This window comes from Streptomyces sp. NPDC051104 (genome assembly GCF_040682835.1).
In the GTDB taxonomy this organism is placed as follows: Bacteria; Actinomycetota; Actinomycetes; order Streptomycetales; family Streptomycetaceae; genus Streptomyces; species Streptomyces cynarae.
Map to the genome: position 1 here is coordinate 60,772 of NZ_JBFBBS010000010.1, position 22,469 is coordinate 83,240.

Annotated in this window: 24 protein-coding genes and 4 pseudogenes; 18 read left to right on the forward strand and 10 right to left on the reverse strand. The window is 68.0% G+C overall.

All coding sequences use genetic code 11. The features are described 5' to 3' along the window. The first annotated feature begins 408 nt into the window (after positions 1 to 408). The 7 genes and pseudogenes from AB0N14_RS17185 to AB0N14_RS17215 all read left to right on the forward strand — a co-directional run bounded on the left by AB0N14_RS17185 (position 409) and on the right by AB0N14_RS17215 (position 4,045). Positions 409 to 852 carry a nucleic acid/nucleotide deaminase domain-containing protein gene (locus AB0N14_RS17185; protein WP_366026470.1) on the forward strand — a complete coding sequence of 148 codons (444 nt, stop codon included), beginning with the start codon at positions 409 to 411 and terminating at the stop codon, positions 850 to 852. A gap of 117 nt (positions 853 to 969) precedes the next feature. Continuing rightward, on the forward strand, positions 970 to 1,491 hold the full coding sequence (locus AB0N14_RS17190; protein ID WP_366026471.1) for an SUKH-4 family immunity protein: 522 nt from the start codon (positions 970 to 972) through the stop codon (positions 1,489 to 1,491). 149 nt (positions 1,492 to 1,640) lie between these two features. Beyond that, positions 1,641 to 1,928, forward strand: coding sequence for a hypothetical protein (locus AB0N14_RS17195; protein WP_366026472.1), 288 nt, complete (start codon positions 1,641 to 1,643; stop codon positions 1,926 to 1,928). A 79-nt stretch (positions 1,929 to 2,007) separates the two neighbouring features. Next, positions 2,008 to 2,942, forward strand: a pseudogene (locus AB0N14_RS17200) (transposase). Beyond that, entirely contained in the window at positions 2,824 to 3,120 is a 297-nt protein-coding gene (locus AB0N14_RS17205; RefSeq protein WP_366026654.1) for a hypothetical protein, read from the forward strand. Before AB0N14_RS17200 ends, AB0N14_RS17205 begins: the two are co-directional and overlap by 119 nt. A 21-nt stretch (positions 3,121 to 3,141) precedes the next feature. Further along, positions 3,142 to 3,360: a hypothetical protein gene (locus AB0N14_RS17210; RefSeq protein WP_366026473.1), complete on the forward strand. Its 219-nt coding sequence runs from the start codon at positions 3,142 to 3,144 to the stop codon at positions 3,358 to 3,360. 352 nt (positions 3,361 to 3,712) lie between these two features. Next, complete coding sequence (locus AB0N14_RS17215; RefSeq protein ID WP_366026474.1) at positions 3,713 to 4,045, forward strand: hypothetical protein; 333 nt, start codon at positions 3,713 to 3,715, stop codon at positions 4,043 to 4,045. Between the two features lie 134 nt (positions 4,046 to 4,179). On the opposite strand, the gene AB0N14_RS17220 is transcribed toward AB0N14_RS17215, so the two are convergent. The 3 genes and pseudogenes from AB0N14_RS17220 to AB0N14_RS17230 form a co-directional block, all read right to left on the reverse strand. Further along, on the reverse strand, positions 4,180 to 5,508 hold the full coding sequence (locus AB0N14_RS17220; RefSeq protein ID WP_366026475.1) for a site-specific integrase: 1,329 nt from the start codon (positions 5,506 to 5,508) through the stop codon (positions 4,180 to 4,182). After that, on the reverse strand, positions 5,508 to 5,699 hold the full coding sequence (locus AB0N14_RS17225) for a helix-turn-helix domain-containing protein (protein ID WP_366026476.1): 192 nt from the start codon (positions 5,697 to 5,699) through the stop codon (positions 5,508 to 5,510). Before AB0N14_RS17225 ends, AB0N14_RS17220 begins: the two co-directional genes overlap by 1 nt. Beyond that, positions 5,696 to 7,299 (reverse strand): annotated as a pseudogene (locus tag AB0N14_RS17230) (replication initiator). The gene AB0N14_RS17225 and the pseudogene AB0N14_RS17230 overlap by 4 nt, the downstream one beginning before the upstream one ends. A 455-nt stretch (positions 7,300 to 7,754) precedes the next feature. Between AB0N14_RS17230 and AB0N14_RS17235 the strand changes: the two are divergent. The 4 genes from AB0N14_RS17235 (at position 7,755) to AB0N14_RS17250 (ending at position 11,139) form a co-directional block, all read left to right on the forward strand. Beyond that, complete coding sequence (locus tag AB0N14_RS17235) at positions 7,755 to 8,195, forward strand: GntR family transcriptional regulator (protein WP_366026477.1); 441 nt, start codon at positions 7,755 to 7,757, stop codon at positions 8,193 to 8,195. Between the two features lie 798 nt (positions 8,196 to 8,993). Then, positions 8,994 to 9,191: a hypothetical protein gene (locus AB0N14_RS17240; protein ID WP_155057999.1), complete on the forward strand. Its 198-nt coding sequence runs from the start codon at positions 8,994 to 8,996 to the stop codon at positions 9,189 to 9,191. Positions 9,192 to 9,200: 9 nt separating this feature from the next. Beyond that, positions 9,201 to 9,605, forward strand: coding sequence for a type II toxin-antitoxin system VapC family toxin (locus AB0N14_RS17245; protein ID WP_168488495.1), 405 nt, complete (start codon positions 9,201 to 9,203; stop codon positions 9,603 to 9,605). 967 nt (positions 9,606 to 10,572) lie between these two features. Continuing rightward, complete coding sequence (locus tag AB0N14_RS17250) at positions 10,573 to 11,139, forward strand: Imm5 family immunity protein (protein ID WP_366026478.1); 567 nt, start codon at positions 10,573 to 10,575, stop codon at positions 11,137 to 11,139. 240 nt (positions 11,140 to 11,379) lie between these two features. Here the strand turns inward: AB0N14_RS17250 and AB0N14_RS17255 are convergent, their stop codons facing one another. The 4 genes and pseudogenes from AB0N14_RS17255 to AB0N14_RS17270 all read right to left on the reverse strand — a co-directional run. Further along, positions 11,380 to 12,807 (reverse strand): IS1380 family transposase, encoded by a 1,428-nt coding sequence (locus AB0N14_RS17255; RefSeq protein ID WP_366026479.1) that lies wholly within the window; start codon positions 12,805 to 12,807, stop codon positions 11,380 to 11,382. Between the two features lie 173 nt (positions 12,808 to 12,980). Next, the gene (locus AB0N14_RS17260) at positions 12,981 to 13,601 is read right to left on the reverse strand and encodes a transposase (protein ID WP_366026480.1); all 621 of its coding nucleotides are present in this window, start codon (positions 13,599 to 13,601) and stop codon (positions 12,981 to 12,983) included. Next, complete coding sequence (locus AB0N14_RS17265; protein ID WP_366026481.1) at positions 13,511 to 13,714, reverse strand: winged helix-turn-helix domain-containing protein; 204 nt, start codon at positions 13,712 to 13,714, stop codon at positions 13,511 to 13,513. Before AB0N14_RS17265 ends, AB0N14_RS17260 begins: the two co-directional genes overlap by 91 nt. After that, positions 13,704 to 13,787: pseudogene (locus AB0N14_RS17270) on the reverse strand (IS5/IS1182 family transposase); the annotation flags it as partial. The pseudogene AB0N14_RS17270 and the gene AB0N14_RS17265, both read right to left, overlap by 11 nt. Here AB0N14_RS17270 and AB0N14_RS17275 point away from each other — a divergent pair. Both AB0N14_RS17275 and AB0N14_RS17280 read left to right on the forward strand, forming a co-directional pair. Then, a complete protein-coding gene (locus tag AB0N14_RS17275; RefSeq protein ID WP_366026482.1) occupies positions 13,781 to 14,887 on the forward strand; it encodes an SMP-30/gluconolactonase/LRE family protein in 1,107 nt (368 codons plus the stop codon). The pseudogene AB0N14_RS17270 and the gene AB0N14_RS17275 overlap by 7 nt on opposite strands. Positions 14,888 to 15,025: 138 nt before the next feature. Then, a pseudogene (locus AB0N14_RS17280) lies at positions 15,026 to 15,211 on the forward strand (transposase family protein); the annotation flags it as partial. A gap of 65 nt (positions 15,212 to 15,276) precedes the next feature. On the opposite strand, the gene AB0N14_RS17285 reads toward AB0N14_RS17280, so the two are convergent. Next, positions 15,277 to 15,897 carry a transposase gene (locus AB0N14_RS17285; RefSeq protein WP_366026480.1) on the reverse strand — a complete coding sequence of 207 codons (621 nt, stop codon included), beginning with the start codon at positions 15,895 to 15,897 and terminating at the stop codon, positions 15,277 to 15,279. A 191-nt stretch (positions 15,898 to 16,088) separates the two neighbouring features. Beyond that, positions 16,089 to 16,532: a hypothetical protein gene (locus tag AB0N14_RS17290; protein ID WP_366026483.1), complete on the reverse strand. Its 444-nt coding sequence runs from the start codon at positions 16,530 to 16,532 to the stop codon at positions 16,089 to 16,091. A 303-nt stretch (positions 16,533 to 16,835) separates the two neighbouring features. Between AB0N14_RS17290 and AB0N14_RS17295 the strand changes: the two genes are divergently transcribed. Both AB0N14_RS17295 and AB0N14_RS17300 read left to right on the forward strand, forming a co-directional pair. Continuing rightward, positions 16,836 to 17,792: a hypothetical protein gene (locus AB0N14_RS17295; RefSeq protein ID WP_366026484.1), complete on the forward strand. Its 957-nt coding sequence runs from the start codon at positions 16,836 to 16,838 to the stop codon at positions 17,790 to 17,792. 40 nt (positions 17,793 to 17,832) lie between these two features. After that, positions 17,833 to 19,581, forward strand: a complete 1,749-nt coding sequence (locus AB0N14_RS17300; protein ID WP_366026485.1) for an insulinase family protein — start codon at positions 17,833 to 17,835, stop codon at positions 19,579 to 19,581. A 52-nt stretch (positions 19,582 to 19,633) separates the two neighbouring features. On the opposite strand, the gene AB0N14_RS17305 is transcribed toward AB0N14_RS17300, so the two are convergent. Further along, complete coding sequence (locus tag AB0N14_RS17305) at positions 19,634 to 19,984, reverse strand: hypothetical protein (RefSeq protein ID WP_366026486.1); 351 nt, start codon at positions 19,982 to 19,984, stop codon at positions 19,634 to 19,636. Between the two features lie 483 nt (positions 19,985 to 20,467). Between AB0N14_RS17305 and AB0N14_RS17310 the strand changes: the two genes are divergently transcribed. From AB0N14_RS17310 to AB0N14_RS17320, 3 genes are all read left to right on the forward strand, one after another. Next, entirely contained in the window at positions 20,468 to 21,295 is an 828-nt protein-coding gene (locus tag AB0N14_RS17310; RefSeq protein WP_366026487.1) for a glycoside hydrolase domain-containing protein, read from the forward strand. Positions 21,296 to 21,338: 43 nt separating this feature from the next. Continuing rightward, entirely contained in the window at positions 21,339 to 21,656 is a 318-nt protein-coding gene (locus AB0N14_RS17315) for a hypothetical protein (protein WP_366026488.1), read from the forward strand. Between the two features lie 106 nt (positions 21,657 to 21,762). Beyond that, complete coding sequence (locus AB0N14_RS17320; RefSeq protein WP_366026489.1) at positions 21,763 to 22,398, forward strand: hypothetical protein; 636 nt, start codon at positions 21,763 to 21,765, stop codon at positions 22,396 to 22,398. Positions 22,399 to 22,469: the final 71 nt, after the last annotated feature.

The following is a 22,469-nucleotide window of genomic DNA, read 5'->3' on the forward strand; positions in this document are numbered from 1 at the left end:
CGACCCTCTCTCGGAGGGGGAAGAGGTCGGCGCTCGTGCGCGGGTGCGTCGTGGCACGGGAATGAGTGGCTGCCGCGGGTGGGTCCCTCCCCGGCCGGGCCCCGAAGGCGTACCAGGAACCTCCAGGGGCCGCCAAGGCCGAGCGCAAGCGTCACGGTGTGAGCCTTGGCGGCCCCTGGAGAACCCTGGTCCGGCGAAGCTGCCCGACCGAGGAGGGACCCACCCGCTCCGGCCGGTCGTGCGCCGGTAGGCCGGTCGGCAACCGCACAACAGGCACGGCGGTTGACGGCAACGGTGACGGCAACCGGGACGCACCCCAGCGCACATCGACGGACGCTGACGGACTGTTGATTCCTCCCTCACCTGCGAAAACGCAGGCAAGAACGCTCCGCCTTCCACACGTACTATGTGGAGGCAGGACAGACCCCAATCCTGGTTCATAACGTCAATAGTTGCCAGGTCGAATACGGGTCAACGGATCTGAGCAAGCAGGCAATTGCGGCGCGCAAGACAAATGGTTGGACGAGAAGTGCTCGCAATGTCTCCGTTTGGGAATACAAGGATTCCGGCGGGGCTTTGCAGACGCTAGTGGCAAGGAGTGGTCCGCGCCACGCAGAGCGCATGGCCTGGGACCAACTCCAGTCTATGGGTGTGAGTGCCGACTCAGTCACACGCGTATACACGGAATTGGCTCCTTGTAGCTATGCAGGTTGCAGCGCCTTCTTGAATCAGTTTACGAATGCGTCAGTCACACATAGCTTCGAATATGGCTTGACCTCGGCGTCGCGGCGAGCCGGAGTGAATGCACTCAAACGCGCTCTAACTCAAATAAGAAATGGGGTTTTTGACTAGCTTACGCCTCGCTAGGTGAGGGCAGTTGAGATGGTGGGGCAAGGTGACCTCCTTGCCCCACCGTTGTCGTCCGTGCAGAAGAGCAGTCTGAAGTAGGAGTTATGGTAGGTTACCCGCATGACTCAAGGTTCTGGGATGACAATTGGCGACGTCGTTGCCGCCGTCGAATCCGCCCGCATTCATAATGTCCCCGCCGAGCTCGTAGGGCTCTTGAGGGAATCGAATCTTCCCAGCACTATTGAAGGGATGTTTTACACAAGCCCTGCTGTTATGTTTTTGCCGCTAGAAGTAAATGGTGTTGAATATTTTACGCTCGGCTTCAACGAAAAAGATGTCGCCGGGCGATATGTGACGTCGCAGGCCGATGGAGTATTCTTCCTGGGGTGCGAAATGGAGTTTCGCTTTGTAAATAGTCGGCTAAATGATTTCTTGAGATTCCTGGAAGGATGGCATCAATTCATTTCCGCTCCTGCTTCGCGTGATATCGCAGGCGAGTTGGATGACGATGCCCTGATCGAGGCTGGCATGAATCTCAAAGAAGCCCTGGAGGAGATTGATGAGGCTGCCTTCTCTGATGAGGAAACCTGGTGGTCGCATGTCTTTGAAGAGGTTGAGCTAGGCACACTCGGTCCGCTGTGATCTTGTGAGAGTCCATGAGCCCGTCTGCGGAGGTGGGCTGGTGATTTCGGCCGTTGGTGTGCTAGGTCGCGTATGGAGTCGTGATCAAACTGCCTGCTGCGTGAGCCGGTGGCGGCCGCCTGCGGCAACTCGCGTGAGATCATCCGTTCATGAGCAGCGACCTGGAAGTAAGTGCTCTGGCGATCAATGTCACGATCCCGCAGGCGCTCCGCTGGACGGACACTCGACGCGGTGAAGCGTTCACGCTGACCACACTCAACGTCCGGCTTCTCCCGGACGGTCACCTCGCCGTGAAGGCCTATGGCAGACCAGTCGGTGGCGGTTGGGGCGCATACGTCTCGTTCCCTGTCCCCGATAAACCCGAACTGGCGGCCCTGGTCTCCGACGCTGCCAGCCGTGCCGGGGCGTTGTGGGCCGCCCATCGTGGTCTCGGCTGATCTCAGGGCGCATATTGGGGCGTGATCAATCTGCGGGGTCCGCCCTCGCAGCGGAGGCTGCACCGGTAGATCTTCTTGCGTGACTCGAGTGCAACTGACTGAAGAGGAATGGGAGTTCATCGAGCCGTACCTGCCGATCGGCGCGTACGGTCCGTACCCGGAGCGGCTGCGACAGCAGCTCGAGGGCGTGATCTGGCGGTTCAAGACCGGCGCGCAGTGGCGGGAGATGCCGCAGGAGTTCGACGCCTGGCCCACTGTGCACAACCGTTTCCGGCAGTGGCGTGACGCGGGTATTTTCGAGGCCCTGCTGGAGGGACTGATCGCAGAAGCCGCGAAGCAGGGCGAGGTGGACCTGTCCCTGGTCGGCATCGACTCCACCACCGCGCGCGCTCACCACGACGCCGCTGGCATGCACCTGGACCAGGACGTCCTCACCGCCCTGGGGAAGGCCGCGGCCGGGGAAGAGAAGGCCAGATCAAAGGGGGTGGCTCCGAAGAACAAACCGGGCAGGAAGTCGAAGCAGATCCCGAACGGGAAGAGCGACGACGCATCCGGCGCCGACGCAGAGTCCGCCTGAGGGCCGCCCTCCTGGGACGTTCCAGGGGCGGGCAGACCAGCAAGGTCCACCTCGCCGCCGACCGCAAGTGCCGCCCGCTGGCGCTCGTCCTGACCGCGGGCCAGGCGACGGACAGTCCGCAGTTCGTCCCCGTCCTGAAGAAGGTGCGGGTGCGCGGACCTGCCGGCCGCCCCCGCACCCGGCCGGACGCGGTCGCCGGGGACAAGGCCTACTCGTCCCGCGGCAACCGTGCCCACCTGCGCAGACGCGGTATCAAGGCGGTCATCCCGGAGAAGAAGGACCAGGCCGCTCTCGACGAGAACGGGGAATTTGACGCTCATGATAGACAACCATCCCGAGCTCGGATCCCCTCTACGAGGCAAGAAAATGTTCGCAGATGTGATGGACCACTTCGGCGACCGGGCGAAGTCGATCCAGGGGTATTGGCGCTACGGTGACAACCTGGGTCACTTCAACGAAGCTGTTGCCAACGGTGAGAGCCTGAGAACGGCTGCGAGGGGCACATGGACAGGGCAGCGAGCTGCCGAGTTCGGGTTCACTCGAGTGAAGATAGTTCAGGCAGATGAAGGTGTCGACGGATTCAAGGTCGTCTCAGCGCTGTTCAGGCGAGAGTAGTGTCGAATGAGTAATGAACGTATGGCCTTGTTGGAAGAGGCCAGGCGGCAGGGTTGCTTGCCATTGACCGCAGTCCACAAAGTTAGGGATGAGGGCCTATTCGAGACCGGCAAGGAATTCAATGTCGCCATCGACTCGAAGGCCGTATACGGTCTCACCACCCATCAGCTTCACGATATTGTGGGCTGGCTCAGGGGGGTGGTTTCGGACGAGGATCTGGAAAACTCACTGCCGGGCTGATCGAAAGAATTCTCTAAGTCCGAGACCATCACGCGACAATTGCTCTGTTGGCAACGATCGGATGGCAGAGGGGGTGAGTCCTGAAGCTTGTGGACTCCGGTCCAGGGCTGGGCGGACAGGGAATAATCTGCGCCGTTCTTGCCGGCTTAAGTGACTGCCTCGAAGTGCACCGAGGGCGAGGCCTGAATAGGCCTCGCCCTCGCCTTCGTTGAGCCGCCCGCAAAGACTAACAGGGCAGAATGATCCGAAGGGCCAGAGGCGGGAGGTGACCACCTACCCGGGGACCCTGTGAAGCCCTGGCTGCACTGGGTCCCCGGGTAGGTGCGGCGCCTGCATGCTCTATCATCAAGGCATGGCCGATGATTTGCTCCTTAATCAAGTTGCGCAACAGTTGGAGCTTGCTGGACTGCAAGCCGCATCTTTCGATGAGCCTCAACTTGGCGGTTTTGGAATCCAACCTGACGAGGACAAGGCGTACGTGATTTGGACACCCTCCGATAATCTTTCTGGGGCTGCTTTTCAGGCGCTGATCAATGGTGACCGCGCGCATCCTGCAGTTCTTCATATGGGCCAGGTTAAGCACATTATGGCTGACGCCATCTTGCGCATCCTTACGTCTGCCGGACTAAATGCCAAGATGAGCTCTGATGACATGTCGCCAGCTACAGTTGAAGTGTGGCCGTAGGCGTATCCGAAACTTGATCTCGGCTGGTCATGACACGTACATTTCCGTGGTCGGGAGATAAATTTTGAGGCCCCACCGGAACCAGTTTCCGGTGGGGCCTCTGGGGTGTCTGACGGCAGTAGTTGACGGCAACGTCAGCGGACGGGTGCTGCACAAAGTGGCGGGTCGTCGCCATCGTCAGGCTCGGCTCCGGGGTCGGGGAGGTTGCCGAGGGCATGGCCGAGGAGGTCGATGGCGTCGCGCTGGAGGCGGAGTCGGACGTGGGCGTACACCGTCGCGGTCACACCGATGTGCGCGTGGCCCAACAGCTCCTTGATGACGACAAGTTCCACGCCATGCTCCAGGAGCAGCGTTGCCGTCGAGTGGCGTAGGTCGTGAAACCGGACCGGCCGGAGGCGTGCCTCGCGGAGCAGCGCGTGGAAGTGCCGGGTGAGGGTGGCGGGCTCGATCGGATGCCCACCCGGCCGCGTGAAGACGTGCCCACTGGCTTGCCAGTTCGGGCTCGCCTGCTCCTTCTCTTTCGCCTGCCTGGCGCGGTGTGCGCGGAGAGAGGTGACGCAGGGGGCCGGCAGGGCGATGCGCCGCTCGGAGCTGATGGTCTTGGTGGGCAGGGTGGCCAGTCCTCGGCTGGTGGTGCGCTGGAGGGTGCGGCGGATGCTGGCGGTGCCGCCGTCGAGGTCGAGGTCTTCCCAGCGCAGGCCGAGGAGTTCGCCCTTGCGCAGGCCGGTGTGCAGGGCGAGCTCGAAGAGCGCGGCGGGCAGGTGCCCCTGTGCGGCGGCGAGGAACTGCCGGGCCTCGTCGGCGGTGAAGGGGTTGAAGCGGCGGGGGCGGGGGGTTCCGGTGCGGACGTTGCGGGCGACGTTGCGCGGGATCTCCTCCTCGCGCACGGCGTGCTCCAGCGCGGATTTGAGCACGGAATGAATGTAGGCAAGCGTGACCGGGGATAGGCGCTTGCGGCAGCACTGACCGATCGCGCAGCAGCGCGGGCGGCGGCTGGCCTGCGCGTTGGGGTCGCGTCGGGCGTCGATGCCGCGTGCGCAGCACTGGCAGACGGCCCGCAGCTCGTTCAGCCAGGTACGGACGTCCTTGGCGGTGAGCTTCGCGAGCTTCTTCCTGCCCAGACCTGGTATGAGGTACTGGCCGACGACGGCGGTGTACCGAGTGTGGGTGGTCTCGCGGAGTTGGTGCACCGCGAGGTTCTCCAGCCAGTACGTCAGAAAGGCCGCCAGGCTGCCCTGCGCGGAGACGGCGGGGACGCCGCGGCTGCTAGCGGCGATCTTCTCGGTCAGTTTGGCCAGTGCCTCTGTGCGCGAGCTGCCGTAGACGCGGACGCGTTTGCGGGTGTTGTCGGGGGCGAGGACGTATCCGGCGGCTTCCCAGCGGCGGTCTTTTCGCTGGTAGACGGTTCCGTCGCCGTTGGCGCGGGTGCGGCGGGAGGCGGGGGTGTCGCGGGGTGTGGTCATCAGGCGGCGGCTTCCTGGTCGAGGCGGGTGTGGATGAAGTCGGTGAGGGCGTGGGTGGGGATGCGGCGGGCTCGGCCGAGGGTGATGGAGGGGAGTTGCCGGGTGCGGATGAGGTCGTAGACGGCGGTGCGGCCGAGTTGGAGGCGCTTCATGACTTGGGGGACGGTGAGGAGTTCCGTGCCGGCGGTCACGCGACGACCCCAGGCCGGACTGCACTGGTCAGCCGATCAGTGGAGTGACCGGCCGGGTGACCGGTGGAGTGACCGGCGCGGTCGCCAGGACGGTCCGAGCGTCGGGTTTGCGTCGGTTGCGCGGGTCGGGTCTGCCGTTTCGCGGCCAGGAGGTCGGCGAGGTGTTCGAGTTCGGGTAGGAGGCCGGTTCCGGCGTACTGCCAGTGGGAGATGACCAGCGTCGTGTCCGAGTCCACGCGCTGACCGACGATGTTGCGGTGACCGGGATGGTGATCGGCGGCCAGGTCGGTGGAGTGTCCGGCGCGGTCACCGGCCGGACTGCCGCCCGTCTGACCGGCCTCTGGCTCCGCCGACGCTGGGGTCTGGGTGTCGGGTCGACCGGCTCGCCAGGCGGTGCGTTCGGCTCGGAGGTGGGCGAGGGTGGTGGAGTAGTGGCGGGTGCGGGTGGAGAAGTGGCCTCGGAAGCCGAGCATGTGGGCCCATTGCCGCAGGCGGAGGTGGGCGTGCTCGGAACGGGTGGCGAGGTGCCAGGCGGTGTGGATCATGCGGCGGGCGTGGTCGGTGATGTCGTGGGTGGCGAGTTCGGCAAGGAAGCGGAGGCGGCGGTCGAGGGTGCCGGTGGTGGTCTCGGCTCCCTTGGTGGCGTACTTGGCGATGTAGGCGGCGACGTGCCGGTCGGTGACCGGGCCGCCGGTGAAGTCGTTGCCGCGGATCGCCCGGACGTCGATCTGCCGCCCGAACCGGAACACCAACCGCTTGGCTCGATTGGAGTCTTGGGGCTGGGACGCGGGGATGTCCCCGGCGGGCTGCGGTTGCTTCGGCGGTTCGCCCTCCTGGTGGACGCGGGTGCGTGCGGCGGCGCGTACGGCGTGGTCGAGGAGTTGAATGGTGGCCCAGGCGGGTGGGGTGCTGCCTGGGCCGGTGGGTCCGTCGAGGCGGATGACGGCGTGGAAGTGGACCTGGCCGCGTTTCTGGAATTCGGCGACCTTGGCGTACGAGAGCGTGGCGTGGTGCCGCAGCGCGCGCTGGGTGAGGCCGGCGGCCTTGGCGATCTCCCGACGCAGGTGGGTGGTGAAGCGTGCCCACAGGGCCGGGGCGTGCGCGTTCCAGAGGACCGCTCCTGTGTAGTCGTAGCGGTCGGGGTCGAGCGGGGTGCCAGGGAGGGGGGCGCCGTCGGGGTGGGTCTGGCCGCAGCGGCAGTGGCCGGTGTCGGGTTGGTTGTGGACGGGGCCGAAGCCGGTGGCGGTGAGGGTGGCGAAGACGCGCGGGTGCGCGGCCACGCTGGTGGGGACGGTCTTGCCGCCACGCAGGCCTGCGGCGATGAGTTGGTAGGTGTCGTAGCGGTAGACGGTGGAGCAGGCGGGGCAGCGGGTGGCGCGGCGGTTGCCGCAGCGGACCAGCAGTTCGCCCGCCGGGAGTTGGCCGGAGTCGAAGTGGTCGAGGATCTCACCGGTCGCGCTGTCGAGGCGGTGCGGTGCCCGGTCAGGCGGATCGGGTGCGCGCAGCCGCCGAGTCCGGTTATCTGCCGTGCGAGGGGTGCGAGGTGGCCGGTGGCGGCGAGCTTCGCCAGCTTGGCGGTGAGCCTGGCGCGGCGGTCCAGCGCCGAACGCTGACCGGCGGACGCGTCAGTGGTGTTGTGGGTCGGGGTGGTGGTGCCGACTGGCAGGGCGAACGTCCACGTGGCGGGGACGAAAGTGGCTGTGGGGGTCGGGAGTTGGAGCTGTGCGGGCATGCGGGAGAGACCTTCGGCGGGAGAAGGAAGAGAGCGAGGACGACGAAGACGGCGTCGCGGCAGCCGGGTTTACCGGCTCACAGGGGAAGGGAGGCCGCAGGGCGGGCGCGGGCGCGGGGACCAGGGCTAGCTGGTCCGGGCGGCAGGCGCGGTGTTGATCACCGGCGGTGCGTGACGGTAGCACCGCTTCACGGGCGCATTCAAGTGCATCCCTCCTGATCTGTTTCTGGTGGGTGATCGGCGCGGGTAGTGTGAGGCCGGTTTCCGGGTTTGGACGGGCCGGATTCCGGTGGTAGAGGGCACGAAGGGTGGGGTGAACTGCGGTGACGTTCGTGGGGCGGCGTGGGCGCAGGCCGGCGAGCAGTGGGGTGCCGCTGACGTTCGAGGTGATCGCCGAGACGCTGTGTGAGCGGATCCGCTCGGGTGGGCTGCGGCCGGGTGACGCGTTGCCGACGCAGGCCGTGCTGATGCGGGAGTTCGGGGCGTCGAGCCTGACCGTGCAGAAGGCCATGGCTCTGCTGAAGCAGGACGGGTGGGCGGTCTCCCGCCCCGGCAAGGGAGCCTTCGTCGCCCACCACGACCACGACCACGATGCCGACGACACTGATGCTCCCGACGGCCCGGAGGCAACCGCACACGTCGGCGGGGCGACGGCGCGCGTCGAGGCACTGGAACGAGCGCTGGCCGAGGCAGTCCAGCAGATTGGCGACCTTCGTGGCCGCGTCGAGGCCCTGGAGTCGGACGGCGGCAAGCGGGGCCATTGACCCTGCTGTGCCGGGCGGCCCCGGCGCTTGCGTTCAGATTTTCTCTACGAGGTTCGAGGTTCAAGGCGGCCCCCGCCCGCCGAGGCTGGCCGCCGTCGCCGACAAACCCGCCGTTCAATCGGGAGGCCAGCTACGCCGCAGGTGGCGAGCCGCCCCGGCAGTCGGAGGTGATCCGGGGCTGCCGGAGCGGCAATCTGCCTGGTCGCCGGGCTGACCGTAACTGGACTCCTGGCGGAGCAAGTTGTCGCCGACGACCGTCCTACGGCCGGATCGCAGGCACAGGGCCGACCAGGGGGCCGACCCTTCACGTCCGTCACCGGGCTCACGGAGGGCGGTGGCCGGCGTCGCCTCCGGCGGGGAGCGAAGCTCCCAGCGCCCCACCATCGGCCGATCCCTCCCCACCCGGCCCCGGAACATGCACTCGGCCGTTCGCCGCGGCCAGCTCCCGGCGCGGCCCACGGACGCGCGTGGAGCCTTGAGCGACGACCGACTCAGGATCCGTCGACGTCTGGTGACCGAGCTGACCAGAACCTGGCTTCCGGCGCAGCAAGCCGTCCCGGCGGACGCGCTGATGTAGCAGGACCAAGTGCCTGCCCCGTTCGCCGGCCCGGCGTACGGCCCCCTGCCCGTACCTGACCCCACCCCAGGCAGGCCACCGGCCCAAGATCCCGCCAGCACCTGCGAGGACCGGCGCACGCACGTTCGGAGATCGGCTCCGTGGGGTGAAGCCCGGTGTCAGCGCGGGTCAGCCCCCGTATGCTGGCCTCGGTAGCCATATCCCGTCCCGTGGAGGTCCCGATGAGCACACCCGACGCGGAGTACTCCGGCTATCCACCGCTTCGGCCCCGCGTTTCGGTCGAGGAGCTGCTGGCCGCGAAGAACACCCAGCCGATCCGGTCCCTGGACGACCTCGCCGCCGACACCTTCGAGTCGGACGAGGAACTGGAGGAGTTCCTGGCCTTCACGTACGCCGAGCGCCACCGCGACGTCGCCTGAGCCGCCGCCATGCAACCCGTCATCCTCGACACCGACGTCGCCTCGCTGTCCCACAAACGCAAGCTCACCGGCCCGCTCGCCACCAGGTTGATCGGCCGCAAGCCGCTGATCACCTTCGTGACCTTCGGCGAACTGACCAAGTGGACCGAGATCCGCCACTGGGGCACCCGCAGCCGCCAGGAACTCGCCGACTGGCTCTCCGGCATCCCGATCCTGCCCGGCGACGAAGCCGTCGCCGCAACCTGGGGCCGCCTGTCAGCCGCGGGCATCCAGCGCGGACGCCCACGCCCGATCAACGACATGTGGATCGCGGCCTGTGCCCTTACCTACGACCTGCCGCTGGCCACGCTCAACCTCAAGGACTACGAGGACTTCCGAGCCCACCACGGTCTGCGCATCCTCGGCGCGGAGTAGCCGCTCGCCGCCGGCGCAGCCGGACCCGGCTCCCAGACGAGACAGCGGCCCATGACCAGGTTGACCAGAAACTTGCTGTTGGCGCAGCAAGTTGTCCCGTTGGGATATCCAGGGGAACAGGGCCGGCCAGGGGGTCGGCTCTCCGCGCGAATCGCCAGCTCGCCGTCTAGCGGTGGCTGGCGTCGCCTCCGACGGGGAGCGAAGCTCCCTGCCGCCCTCCGAGCGGTGAACCCGTCCCGCCCCGGCCCCCAAACTGCCAGACTGGCGGACGCACGAACCTTGCCGCACGCCGACCGAGGGCCGCCTCGGAGGCCCACCGCCGAGCCGTCGCGAGGCCCCAGCCCTGCCTGATTCGTCTAGACCCTTGACGGCAGTAGTGACGGCAACAACCACGAACAACCCCGGCCGAACCCGCACCTCAGCGGACCGCCGAATACCGTTTGACCTGCGAAAACGCAGGTAGAGAGGGGTCGCGTAGCACACGTACTATGTGGAGGCTGGCAGCACTCCAGTCCTTGTCCACAACAACAACGGAAGTATTCCCGGTGCCTGCCCCCGGCCAAGTGTCCCGGCTGGCAAGACATCGGCACACGCGGACGATGCCAGTTTCTTGAGCGGATGGGCCACTAAACCCAAGGTGGACCCGAACGACACAAGGGTCCCGCCCGAGGAGGTGCTTGAAGTCACAGACGAGATTGGGGCAGCGCGTACACCAAGTGGCTTCAGGGACCACGGGGTGGACGGTCAGTACTTCGCCTCTCATGCAGAGAGGCAGGCTGCTGTCGCTCGACCGAATGAACCAATTGAAGTCGACCGAGATATGTGCGACGACTGTGTTGATTGGTTCAAGGCACTGGCTAAACACCGAGGGGTGCCTCAAGAGGTGAGAGATCCGAGCGGCGTAAATCACTTCGACGTCAACGGTAACTGGACTAAATCGTAGGGGAAATGTATGTCCGATAGGTTTGTGGAAGAGGTCTGCCACGAGTACCTTGGTAGCATTTCCGCTAACGGGGAACTGGAGCATCCGCTGAGGCGTCAACTCCACGCCGAGCTTCAGCGGGCCCTAGGTCAGGACCAGTGGCGGTCGTATGTGACGCTGTCTACCGCCTGTGCGGTCAAGGCGTGGCCGGTGTGGGGGAGCCGTTTCACGGAAGATCTCCCATTTGCTTCGCCTTGCCCCGATGCCACCCCAGAGAACCCGGCGCTCTCCTTGACTGAACATCGAAGTGAGCTGAATGTTCTCAACACTTTCCTTGATAATAAGATGAGGTTGGGGCGTGAGTATTTCCCGGCGGTGGCGGCGGGCCTCGCCTGCTGGGCGGTAAACCGGGATGTGCTTGCGGGGGGATTTCTGGCCGAGTCGGAGCTGGGTGAAATGGACATGGATTCAGAAGATTGGGATCCATCTTTCTTCGCTTCGGTGGCCATAGCTGGTGGGGCCGTGTGGGAAGAATTCGGGAACTCTGAAGTGCGGCGGCAATTTTGGCACTGGTATTTGGAGGATGCAGTGCCCCGCGCTTACTCCATTTAGTGGCGCATAAGTACGATGAGGTTTTTCGGAGGAAGGCGTAATGTGCAAGGCCAGCCTTCCTTAGCCTCGATTCTTCAGCAGCCGCGAGTGCATGACCGGGTCGTCGGTTCGCCCTGTTTGTTCCGCGTGATCGCGGGCGGGGCCTTCGCGTGTCGCTGCGGCTGCGCCGGGGTTCCACGGCACCCGGAGGGCGTGCAGGTCTGCTCCTTTCCTTGTCTCGTCGGGCTGGTGATCTGGGCGTCAGGTGACGGCGGGCATGGCGGTCAGCCGATGCCAGCAGGTGATGAACGCCTTCGCCCAGGGCCAGGTCCGCTCGATCCGCAAGAAGCGGCGGCGGGCGTGGTCGGCGAGGCGGGCGGGCAGGTGGTAGAGGCGGAAGCGCATGGTGTCCGGCTCGGCGTCGGCCAGGTCATCGATGTCGTGCAGGGCCAGCAGCCGCAGCCATGCGTCGAGATCGGCGGCGAGGTTCACGGCGAGCATCCAGCCGCGGTTGACCTCCCAGGAGGCGGAGGGGAGGTTGCCCAGCCCCATCGCCTTGTTGGTGCGCACCCGGTCTTCCACACCGGCGTGGGAGCGGTGCAGCACGTCCAGGAACTGGGCGTGGCCCGAGCCGGCGATGCCCCACATGTGGCGGATGTTGGTCGCGGTGATGCAGTAGCGCCAGCCGGTCCTCTTCTCGAACGCGGTCAGCTTCTTCAGGTGTCGGCGGGTCGGACGGACCCGGCGCACGATCAGCCGCATGCCCTCCGGCCAGCCCTCACGGGTGTTCACCCCGGCGAACTCGGCGACGACGTAGCCCTCTTGGAGACTGCCGTCTTGGTGCACGGAGGTCTCCCAGGCAGCTTCGGGCAGGCGGGCGATGGCCTTCTCGTCGTCCTCGGTGATCTTCCAGCCGACGGTGTAGCGCACCGTGCGCCGCGTGGTGTTCAGGGCTTCCAGGTGCTCCAGCAGTCCGTGTGTGGCTCCGGCCCCGTCCACTCGGACGAGGATCTTCGCGGCCGAGGAGCCGGGGATCTGGGCGAGGGCCTCGGTGAGCACGGCGAGGTGGTCGGCCACCGTGTTCGCCCCTGCATTGCCCGGTCGCAGGAGCATGGCCAGGGACTCGGTGGTGTTTGCGCACCACGCGGCCAGCGGATGAAACCCGAACGTCTTTTTGAAGGTGACCGCAGCCCCGGCCTTCTTCGAGGCTGCGGTGATGATGGTGGCGTCGAGGTCGATGACGATCCAGCCGGTCAGCCGCTTGCCCGCCACGGTCAGCCAGGGGAAGCCGCCCGGCCGCAGATGCAGCAGGCTCCACACGTGCCGGCGCACCCTCGCCCGCACCTTTGCGATCTTCACCAGGGTGGCCCCGTCGAGCGCGGCCAGTGTGCGTCGGGCGGTGGAGTCCGAGGCCACAAGCCCGAACAACAGCCGGTGATGCAACTGGAGTTGCTCGGCCTCCGAGAAGTTCGCCGCCCCCAGCACGATCGCGATCGCGAGGTGCACCAGTAGCCCGGCGCGTTCCCGCCAGCCGGCTGCTGTGCTGGACGGCAGCACCCCTGCCAGCGCGTCCGTCAGCCCCGTTCGGTCCGCGCACCGGCGCAGCAGCACCGCCCCGGCATGCCCGATCAGCCTCTTCCCGTCGGCCACCACGGACAGCCGACGGTCCCACCCTGTAGTCTCGACCACCAGAAAGGTGCCTTGCTCTCTGCAGCGGATACGACCTAGACACTCGCATCCTTGCTGGTCAACGGCACCTTTCTGCTATCGGGGTGTCAGATCGCCCGATTCCGCTGAATACTCAGGGCTAGACCTCTGACGGCAAGTGCTGACGCTGAGGTTGAAAGGGTGGGGTGACAGCGTTACGGAGGTGCCAGTGCCAGTCCGGTCCCGGCGATGAAGCCGTCGAGTACTTCGGCTCGGCGTTGGATGCCGCGTAAGCGGTTCCTCACGAGCGGGGTGAGGTCTTCGATCGCGCGGGGTGCGAGGTTGGCCAGGGACTTCTTCACGTGGGACCAGACGCCTTCGACGGGGTTGAGGTCGGGCGCGTAGGGCGGGAGCTTGACGATGGTCAGCCAGTCGCTGTCGCGGTCGCAGAACTCCCGTAAGGGTTTGGCGTGGCGGGTGCTGGCGTTGTCCCACACCACGATCAGCGGGACATCGCCGAGCTGCCGACGAGCAGAGGTCAACAGGTCCGCGAACTCGCGGGCCCGGAAGCCCTTCTTCTCGCCGGTACGGCCCCGGTACGTTTGGGTCCGGTAGATCAGACGGGTCTCGTGGCCTGGTTGGACGCAGATCATCCCGGCCATCAGGACCCGGCCCGAACCATTGCCCGCCACTTTGGCCAGCGGCGTTCTGCCCCGCCTTGACCAGGTTCGGCTCTTGCCGGGCTTCAGGTCCTGCCCGGCTTCGTCCTCGAAGACGATCCACGCGCCCAGGAGCTGGGCCGTCCTCTTACCCGTGACCACTGCTCCGTCCGCCACCTGGCCACTGCCTGCTCATCGCGCTCGACGGCCCTGTGCGCGGGGACCTGCGGTGACCAGCCCAGCCGGTGCAGCAGATACGACACCCCACGCGGGGTATACCGACAGCGCACGGTTGACGGTCTGCTGGGTGGGCGTGAGGTCACGGCCCGGCGGGCGTCTGAGGGGTGTGGTCACCCATGGGCCGGGCCGGCCCGAGCGGGCGGCGCGGTTGGCGCGGCGATAAGGGGGTTTCTCATGCGAATCCTGGACTGTTCTCAGACAAGGTTGCGAGCATCAGGCCCGTCAACTGCTCGCATCGGTCCGCCAACGACCCGGGAGCCCTCATTTCCATTCGCCTTCGCCGCTATCGCCGCTCCCTCCTGCTGAGCGCGGTCACGCTCGCCGGACTGGCCGTCGGCACGCAAACCATGGGCACCGCTTTCGGTGCCACCGCGCCGCTGAGCGATGCGCGCGAGGTCGTCCATTTCGACATCGCCACCCTGCAGCAGCCGGAGAACATCACGCTGGAGCCGGGCGGGGCCGCCGATGTGACGTTCCAGAAGTCCCGGCAGGTGGCCCAGGTGGCCACGAGCGGGACGATCACCGTACTGGCGACCCTTCCCGCGCCGACCACCGGCAGCGCGACGGCGTCCGGCATCGTACGCACCGCCGACGGCACGCTCTACGTCAACTACAACGCGGGCGGCAATTCCGGCATCTATCGGATCCCGGCGGGCGGTGGCACTCCCGTGCTGGTGGTGGCGATGCCCGATGTGAAGGTGCTGAACGGCCTGGCGATCGACGCGAGCCGTGACACCTTGTACGCGACCGACTCCTCGTCCGGCACCGTGTGGAAGGTGTCGCTGAGGACGAGGGTTGCCTCCCTATGGACACAGGGAGGCGACTTCCAGCCCGGTTCGACCTCGACGTCCTCGTTGGGGGCCAACGGTGTCAAGGTGCACAACGGCGCCGTGTGGGTGACCAACACCGGCAACGGCACGTTGCTTCGGGTACCGATCAACAAGGACGGCACGGCAGGTACGGACACCGTCAAGGCGACCGGCCTGTCCGGGATCGACGACTTCAGCTTCACCGGCCGCGGCGACCAGGTGCTGGCCGCCCAGAACGGCACCAACCAGGCCAGCATCGTCAGCTCGGACGGCACGGTTCAGACGGTACTGACGGCGGCGGACGGGATCGAGAACCCGACCTCGGTGGCGGTCAAAGGCTCGACCGTGTACGTGGCGAGCGGGGCGTACCTCACGCGCACGGATCCGAATCTGCTGCTCGCGCGGCTGCGCTGAATGCGGGCGGGCCGGGGACAGTGAGCTCTTTCAGTGTGACCACTGTTCGGGTGAGGATGTCGGCGTCCGCAACGGACAAGGCTCCTATGCCGTTGAGGGAGGTGTTCGACGTCTCAACTCATTGGCGCAGGAGCCTTGTTGGTTGCCTATCCTGCCGTACTCGACCTGCCTCATGCGCTGGTCGAGTGGGTCACGATGCTCATCGTCACCCGCGAGGGTGACCGTCGCTGCAAGCTCCCGCCGCACCAGCGTGCGCTGGTCGGCCTGGTGTACCTGCGGCGGCACGACACCCTCTCCCAACTCGCTGCCGGCTTCGGCATGACCGGGTCGGCAACCCGCACAACGGGCACGGCCGTTGCCGCTGAGGTTGAAAGGGTGGGGTGACAGCGTTACGGAGGTGCCAGTGCCAGTCCGGTCCCGGCGATGAAGCCGTCGAGTACTTCGGCTCGGCGTTGGATGCCGCGTAAGCGGTTCCTCACGAGCGGGGTGAGGTCTTCGATCGCGCGGGGTGCGAGGTTGGCCAGGGACTTCTTCACGTGGGACCAGACGCCTTCGACGGGGTTGAGGTCGGGCGCGTAGGGCGGGAGCTTGACGATGGTCAGCCAGTCGCTGTCGCGGTCGCAGAACTCCCGTAAGGGTTTGGCGTGGCGGGTGCTGGCGTTGTCCCACACCACGATCAGCGGGACATCGCCGAGCTGCCGACGAGCAGAGGTCAACAGGTCCGCGAACTCGCGGGCCCGGAAGCCCTTCTTCTCGCCGGTACGGCCCCGGTACGTTTGGGTCCGGTAGATCAGACGGGTCTCGTGGCCTGGTTGGACGCAGATCATCCCGGCCATCAGGACCCGGCCCGAACCATTGCCCGCCACTTTGGCCAGCGGCGTTCTGCCCCGCCTTGACCAGGTTCGGCTCTTGCCGGGCTTCAGGTCCTGCCCGGCTTCGTCCTCGAAGACGATCCACGCGCCCAGGAGCTGGGCCGTCCTCTTACCCGTGACCACTGCTCCGTCCGCCACCTGGCCACTGCACGGTCGTCGTAAGCGCAGGTTATGGGACTGCACCGACAAGCAACCCCTGGCCTTGCGCACCAAAACCGTGATCGCCCGGAGTGCCTGTCGCGACGCTGGACGAGCGCAGACGGCCGCCTGTCTCGCGCTGGTGCGGGACAAAAGGCGCTACCGCGCCACGCCCGCCTGACCCGGCGCCCTCACCGCGTCACCGGCAACCCCGCCACGAACCGCGGCCCGTCCGACCGGTGCTGCACCGGGAACGTGACCTTCAGGCCCCTGTCCTGGCCGGCCAGCGTCAGGTGCGTGACGTACTGCAGGCCCAGGAACGCCTTCTTCGAACCGCCCGCCGACACGTACGGCCGCGGCAGGTTCAGTAGCAGTTTGCCCGGCTTGCCGCCGCGGTTGCCGTCGAAGAAGAGCAGGCGCTGGTCGGTCAGGACTATGTACAGGGGGCGCGGCGTGACCGTCGCCATCACCGTGCCCGCGCTGAGCACGCCCACCACGGCCGCGGTGAGCGCCTGCTTGCGGACCGACACCGAGCCGACGCCCGCCAGGGTCGTCATCTCCACCTGCTCGCCCTGTAGGAGCAAGGGCGCGGCGGTTTCCAGCAGTTGCCTGGTGCGGCGGGCGTTGAGGGCCATGGGGACTCCGGGGAGGCGAGCAGACGGAATGGTGGGAGGGGGAGACGGAGACGAGGAGACGTGGAGCGGTCGGCTCCCAGCGGGCGCGCGAGGGCGCTCGGTGGGACAAGGCTGAGCAGGGCCGACGACAGCGCCGCGCCGATCACGTTAGGTGATCAGGACGCGCGGAGGCTATGGAGGACCGGTTAACGGAAGATGGCCGGATGGTCGGGGGACGGCCAAGACACGGTCGAGTTTCTGCCCACCGCGGGCCGGGCTTGCCCGGCGAATCCCGTTGTCACAGGCCTCGCTTAGTATCCGGCCATGTCGCACCCCTCCGCCCCCTCCCTGCCGCCCCCCGACTTCGAGGTCGCCTCTGCCTTCCCCGAGGCCGCCTGGCTGCGGCAGGCCGCTGCCGCGTGGGACTGGGCGGCCATACGCCAGTACGTGTACGGGCTGCCGCAGGGGACCGATCGCAGCTTCGCCGTCGGTGTCCTGGCCGACGTGAAGGGCGTCGAGGACTGGATGCGCGACCTTCTCGCCGCCACGCCCGACGACGTGCTCGCGCTCACCGTCCTCGGCAGCCGTGAGGTGAAGATCGGCTGGGAGATCCGGACCGCCGCGCCCGCCAAGCAGGTCAGCCGTGAGCAGTTCGCCGGGCTGCACGCGCACCTGCGGCAGGCCGAGCAGCTGCTGATCCGGGCCACCGCGCTCGACCCGGCCTTCGACGCGGCCTGGGCCTCACGGCTCACCACCGCCATGGGGCTGCAACTCGGGCAGAACGAGGCGCGGCGCCGGTACGACCGGCTGTCCGCACACCACCCGAACCACCTCACCGCGCAGGGCCGGCTCCTGCAGCAGCTGTGCCCCAAGTGGAGCGGGAGCTGGGAGGCGGCCCACGGCTTCGCACGGGAATGCCTCGTCAACGCTCCGGAAGGCGCCATGAACGGCGGGATGGTGGCCGAGGCGCACATGGAGCACAGGCTCGACCTGCGCGGCAAGGAACGCGAGGAGTACCTGCGGCAGGACGCCGTGCGCACCGAACTCGTCGAGGCCGCCGAGAGGTCCGTGCTCCACCCGCACTTCCACCGCGGCTACGGCTGGGTCACCGTGGCGGGCTACTTCGCCGCCCTGTTCTCCCTCATGGGGGACCTGCCCCGGGCCGCCGCATGCTTCCGCGTGCTCGGCAACCTCGCCTCCGAGTACCCCTGGGCCGAGCTGGGCCGCGATGCCACCGCCGCCTATGTCAAGCACCGCGACGCCGCGCTCGCCAGAGGATGACCCGGATGATCCCGACGAACACGCCGAACAGAGGCCCCAGATGAACCCCCAGGCCGCCATCCACCCCACCGAGGTCGACGGCATACCCACCCTCTTCGCGTACGCCACCGGGCCGATGCGCGCCGGACTCGTCTTCCGGGTCGGTGTCGCCGACGAGACGCTCGCCCGGACCGGCGTCACGCACCTGGTCGAGCACCTCGCCCTGCACCGCCAGGGCCTGGCCGACTACCACTTCAACGGCGCCACCAAGGCCGCCTTCACCCACTTCCACGTGGAGGGCGCCGAGCACGAGGTCGTCGCCTACCTCCAGGGCGTCTGCGCCTCCCTCACCGACCTGCCCATGGAGCGCCTGGAGACCGAGAAGGAGATCCTGCGCACCGAGGAGTCCCGGCGCGATGTCGGCCAGCTGCCGCTGTGGCGGTACGGCGCCCAGGGATACGGCCTGGTCAGCTACCCGGAGTGGGGCGTGCGCAGCCTGCGCCCGGACGACGTACGGGAGTGGGTGCACACCTGGTTCACCCAGGGCAACGCGGCGCTGTGGATCGCCGGTGAGCGGCTGCCGGCCGGGCTCACCCTCAAGCTGCCCGCGGGTCAGCGGCGCCCCCTGCCCGCCGTCACCTCCGCGCTGCCCACCGCTCCCGCCTACTTCTCCGACGGCAAGGGCGGTGTCCTGCTGGACGCGGTCGTCACCGACACCACCGCGGCCCGGGTGTACGCGGGCGTCCTCGAGCGCGAGCTGTCCCGCGCCCTGCGCCAGGAGGGCGGCTACTCCTACACGGCGGCCACCGACTACGCCTCGCGCCGTGACGGCTTCGCCCTCGTGACCGCCTTCGCGGACGCCCTGCCCGCCAAGCAGGACGCGGTGCTCGGCGGATTCGTCGACGTCCTCGCCGGGCTCCAGGTGGGCCGGATCGGGCAGGGCGACCTGGAGGCCGTGCGCACCCGGGCCGACGGGGCGCTGACCGTGCCCGAGGCGGCCGCACGGAGGCTGCCGGGGGCGGCGGAGGACCTGCTCGTCGGGCGGTCGGTGCGCGGCCTGGACGAACTGCGCTCCGAACTGTGGGCGGTGACGCCGGAGCATCTGCACGCGGTCGCCCTGGAGGCGGCCGGGACGGCCCTGATGCAGGTGCCCGCCGGGCACAGCGCGGACTGGGCCGGGTACACGGCGGCACCCACGCGTTCGACGTACGCGGTGACCGGGCGGCGGTTCGCCTCCCTGGGCGGTGACGCGTCGGCGCTGGTGGTCGGGGACGAAGGTGTCAGCATGACCGTGCGCGCCAAGGACGGGACGGAGAAGGCGGTCACCGTGGCCTACCGCGCGTGCGCCGCGGTGCTGAGCTGGCCCGACGGCGGCCGTCAGCTCGTCGGGACCGACGGTCTGGTCGTGGAGGTGGAGCCGGGCCTGTACGGCGTCGACGCGCACACCATGGCGGCCGTCGACGCCGCCGTGCCGCAGTCCGCGGTGGTGTGGCTGCCGCCCCGGCAACAGCAGCCGAAGCCGCGACCGGCCGCGGCAGCCCAAGGGAACGGGGCGGCCCAGGCAACCCCGGGGAACGGCGAGGAGCGGCCCGCACCCGCCCGGCGCACCGGGCGGCAGACGGCGGCGGTGGTCGTGTTCGGCCTCCTCGCCGGCCTCTTCGCCTTCCTGGCCCTCGCGGTCACCGTCTTCGGCCACGACTCGCAGACCAGCACCGGAGAGTGGCTCGGCATGGCGGGCTTCATGTGGGGCGTCACCGCCCTGCTGGCCTGGCCCGCCGTACGGATCCTGCGGCGGACGCGGAGGGCGTGAGGGGCACTGCGGGGGGGCCGGGACGGTATTCGTACGGGCGTACGGCGGCGGACTACCGCATGTACGGGTTCCGTCGCGGCGGTGGAGGCGCGGGCATCGCCCCGTGCACCGTCGCCCGCTGCGGCGTCCGCCTGTCGAACAGGGCGAACAGCAGCAGGCCCGTCGCCGTCAGCAGGCTCAACATCACGACCGCGCCGAGGACGGGGTCACCCGCCCCCTCTCCCCGGGCCGCTCCCCATGGCAGGGTCACGCACTCGTACAGCACGAACGACCCGAAGGCGCCCCAGTCCGACGGCCGCCTACGGCGGACCGCCGCGTACAGGAACGGCCCCCACACCAGCAGGCCCAGCGATCCCCACACCAGGACGACCCAGGCGATCCGCTGGAACCAGCCGGCTTCCACCCGTTTTTCCATCTGAACCCCCCGATCCCCAACCCTCAACCCTCAACCCTCAACCCCTGCCCTCTCCTGCAGACAGGCGGGGAGAGCGCAGGGGGCAAGGCTGGAGCGTCCGCGGGGCGCCGCGCCGACCGGACCGTATGGGGGTCGGGTCATGTACAGGTCACGCATAGCCCTGCGGCTGTCCAAGTGATCACCAAATCAGGCAGGAGCGACGCGGTGGGCCGGGTCGTCGTTCCCCTCAGCCGGTGGTTTTGCCGTTCCCTGGGATAATCTTGTGGCGATCGAGGGGGTTCGTTTTCCAAGCGGAAGGGCGCCGTCGGTTACGGTGCGATCCGCTTCGGACGCTCAAGTCCCGTGTGCCTGCGGACGTCTCCCTGCGAATCCGTACAGACGGTCGCCGTGCCGGACCCGCGTCGCTTCAGGGGCTCAGAAGACTTTCCAGCGGACGCCGCACGCGTCCGCCTGTCGTGAATTGGGGTGGGGATGGCCGGCCATCGGCAGTCGAAGAAGTTCAGGTACATCACCTGGTCGGTGGCGGGTGCCGCCGTCGTCGCGGGTGCCGGGATAGCGGCGCAGACGTCGATGGCGGCCACGACCTGGCCCGCCCAGAAGACGTACACCGGACACGCCTTCGACACCTGCACCGCGCCCTCGGCGGCCGCGATGAAGGCCTGGAACACCGGTTTCTACGGGGCGGCCGCCGTCTATGTCGGCGGCAAGAACCGCGGTTGCAGCCAGCCCAACCTCACCGCGTCCTGGGTGAAGTCCGTCAGCTCGATGGGCTGGAAGCTCATCCCGATCTACGTCGGCGCCCAGCCGCCCTGCCAGAGCGGCTCCAACCCGGAGAAGCTCACCGCCACCACCGCCGCCTCCCTGGGGACGAGCGACGCGAACGACGCGGTGGCCAAGGCGTCCGCGCTGGGCGTGAAGGCCGGCAGCCCCATCTACCTCGACATGGAGCCGTACGACATCACGAACACGTCGTGCAACAACGCCGTGCTGACGTACGTCCGCGCCTTCGACAAGGAGCTGCGCGCCAAGGTCTACCGCGCCGGGTACTACGGCTTCAGCAGCTCCAGCGCCAAGGCCATCGCCACCGCGACCAACAAGACCGACCTGCCGGGCAACCTCTGGTACGCGCTGTGGGACAAGCAGTACACGACGACCACGGACTGGCCGTGGGGCTCCACCCAGTACACCAACCACAGCCGCGCCCACCAGTACTTGGTGAACAGCAAGGAGACGCGCAACGGTTACACGATCACCGTGGACCGTGACGCCTGGGACGCGCCCGTCGCCATCACCGGCTGAACCCGCTGAACCGGCTGCCGAGCCACGACACGAGGGGCGGTACATGAAGGTCGTCGCCATACCGGCGGTGCGGCTGTTCGCCATGCGTGCGGGCATCGCCGCACTGCCCGTCGTCAGCCTGGGGCTGCTGTGCCCCGTGCCGTCCCTCGTGCTCGCCCTGCGCCGGCGCAGGGCGACGGACTGGTGGGCCTTCGCGGCGTTCAGCGCGGTTCTCGCGGCCTGGGTCGCCGAACTGGAGCTGACGCCGGACACCACGCACGGGCCGCTGTTCGCGCTCGACGTCCTGCTGATCCTGCTGTCGATGGCCGGCCCCTCGATCCACGCCTGGAAGGTCTGGCCGCGGCGGGCCGGCGGCCGCTGACACAGGCGTACGGCAGGACAGCGGACATACACATGCAGCAGGACAGCGGACACACACGTACGGCAGGGGACCAGACACCGGCGTACGGCAGGAGAGCGGGGAACCGGTGGCCAAGCAGGTCAGGCAGGTGGCGCAGGCGCGCCCGGGGAAGGCGGGGCAGGCGCGATCCGGGGGGCGGCCCGCCGCGGTGGGGCGCGCCGTCGTCACCTGGCTGCGCTCGCTCCGCGGACGCACCATCGCGCTGACGGCGGGCTCGCTGGCCGTCGTCGCCGTGGTGGTCGTCGCCGGCACGCTGCTTCTCCGGCACGACGACCGGCCGCCGATCCCGGACACGCGGGCGAGGCGCTACGACGACGTCGACGTCTGCCTGCTCACCGATGACAAGGGCATCAAGGCGGGGACCACCGCCGCCGAGGTCTGGCAGGGCATGCAGGACGCCTCCCTCAAGACGCACGCGCGCGTGAGCTACGCGCCGGTGACCGGGGAGCAGAGCGCCGGCAACGCGCGCCCGTACCTCAACGGTCTGCTGCAGCGCTCCTGCGACGTGGTGCTCGCCGTCGGCCGGGCCGAGATCTCGGCCGCCGCGCAGACGGCACCGGGGTACCGGAAGGTCGGCTTCGTGCTCGTCGGCACCGGGGGCGGCGAGACCGCCGGTGCCAATGTGACCAGGCTCGACACCGGCGACACGCTGCGCGCCGACGTGGCCGGGGCGGTCGAGCGAGCGGTGGACGGGCGGGCCTGAGCGGCCGGACGGGGGCCCACCAGGGGCGGGCGGTGCCCGAAGCGCCGGTGAATCGTTGGTCGAATGGGTTG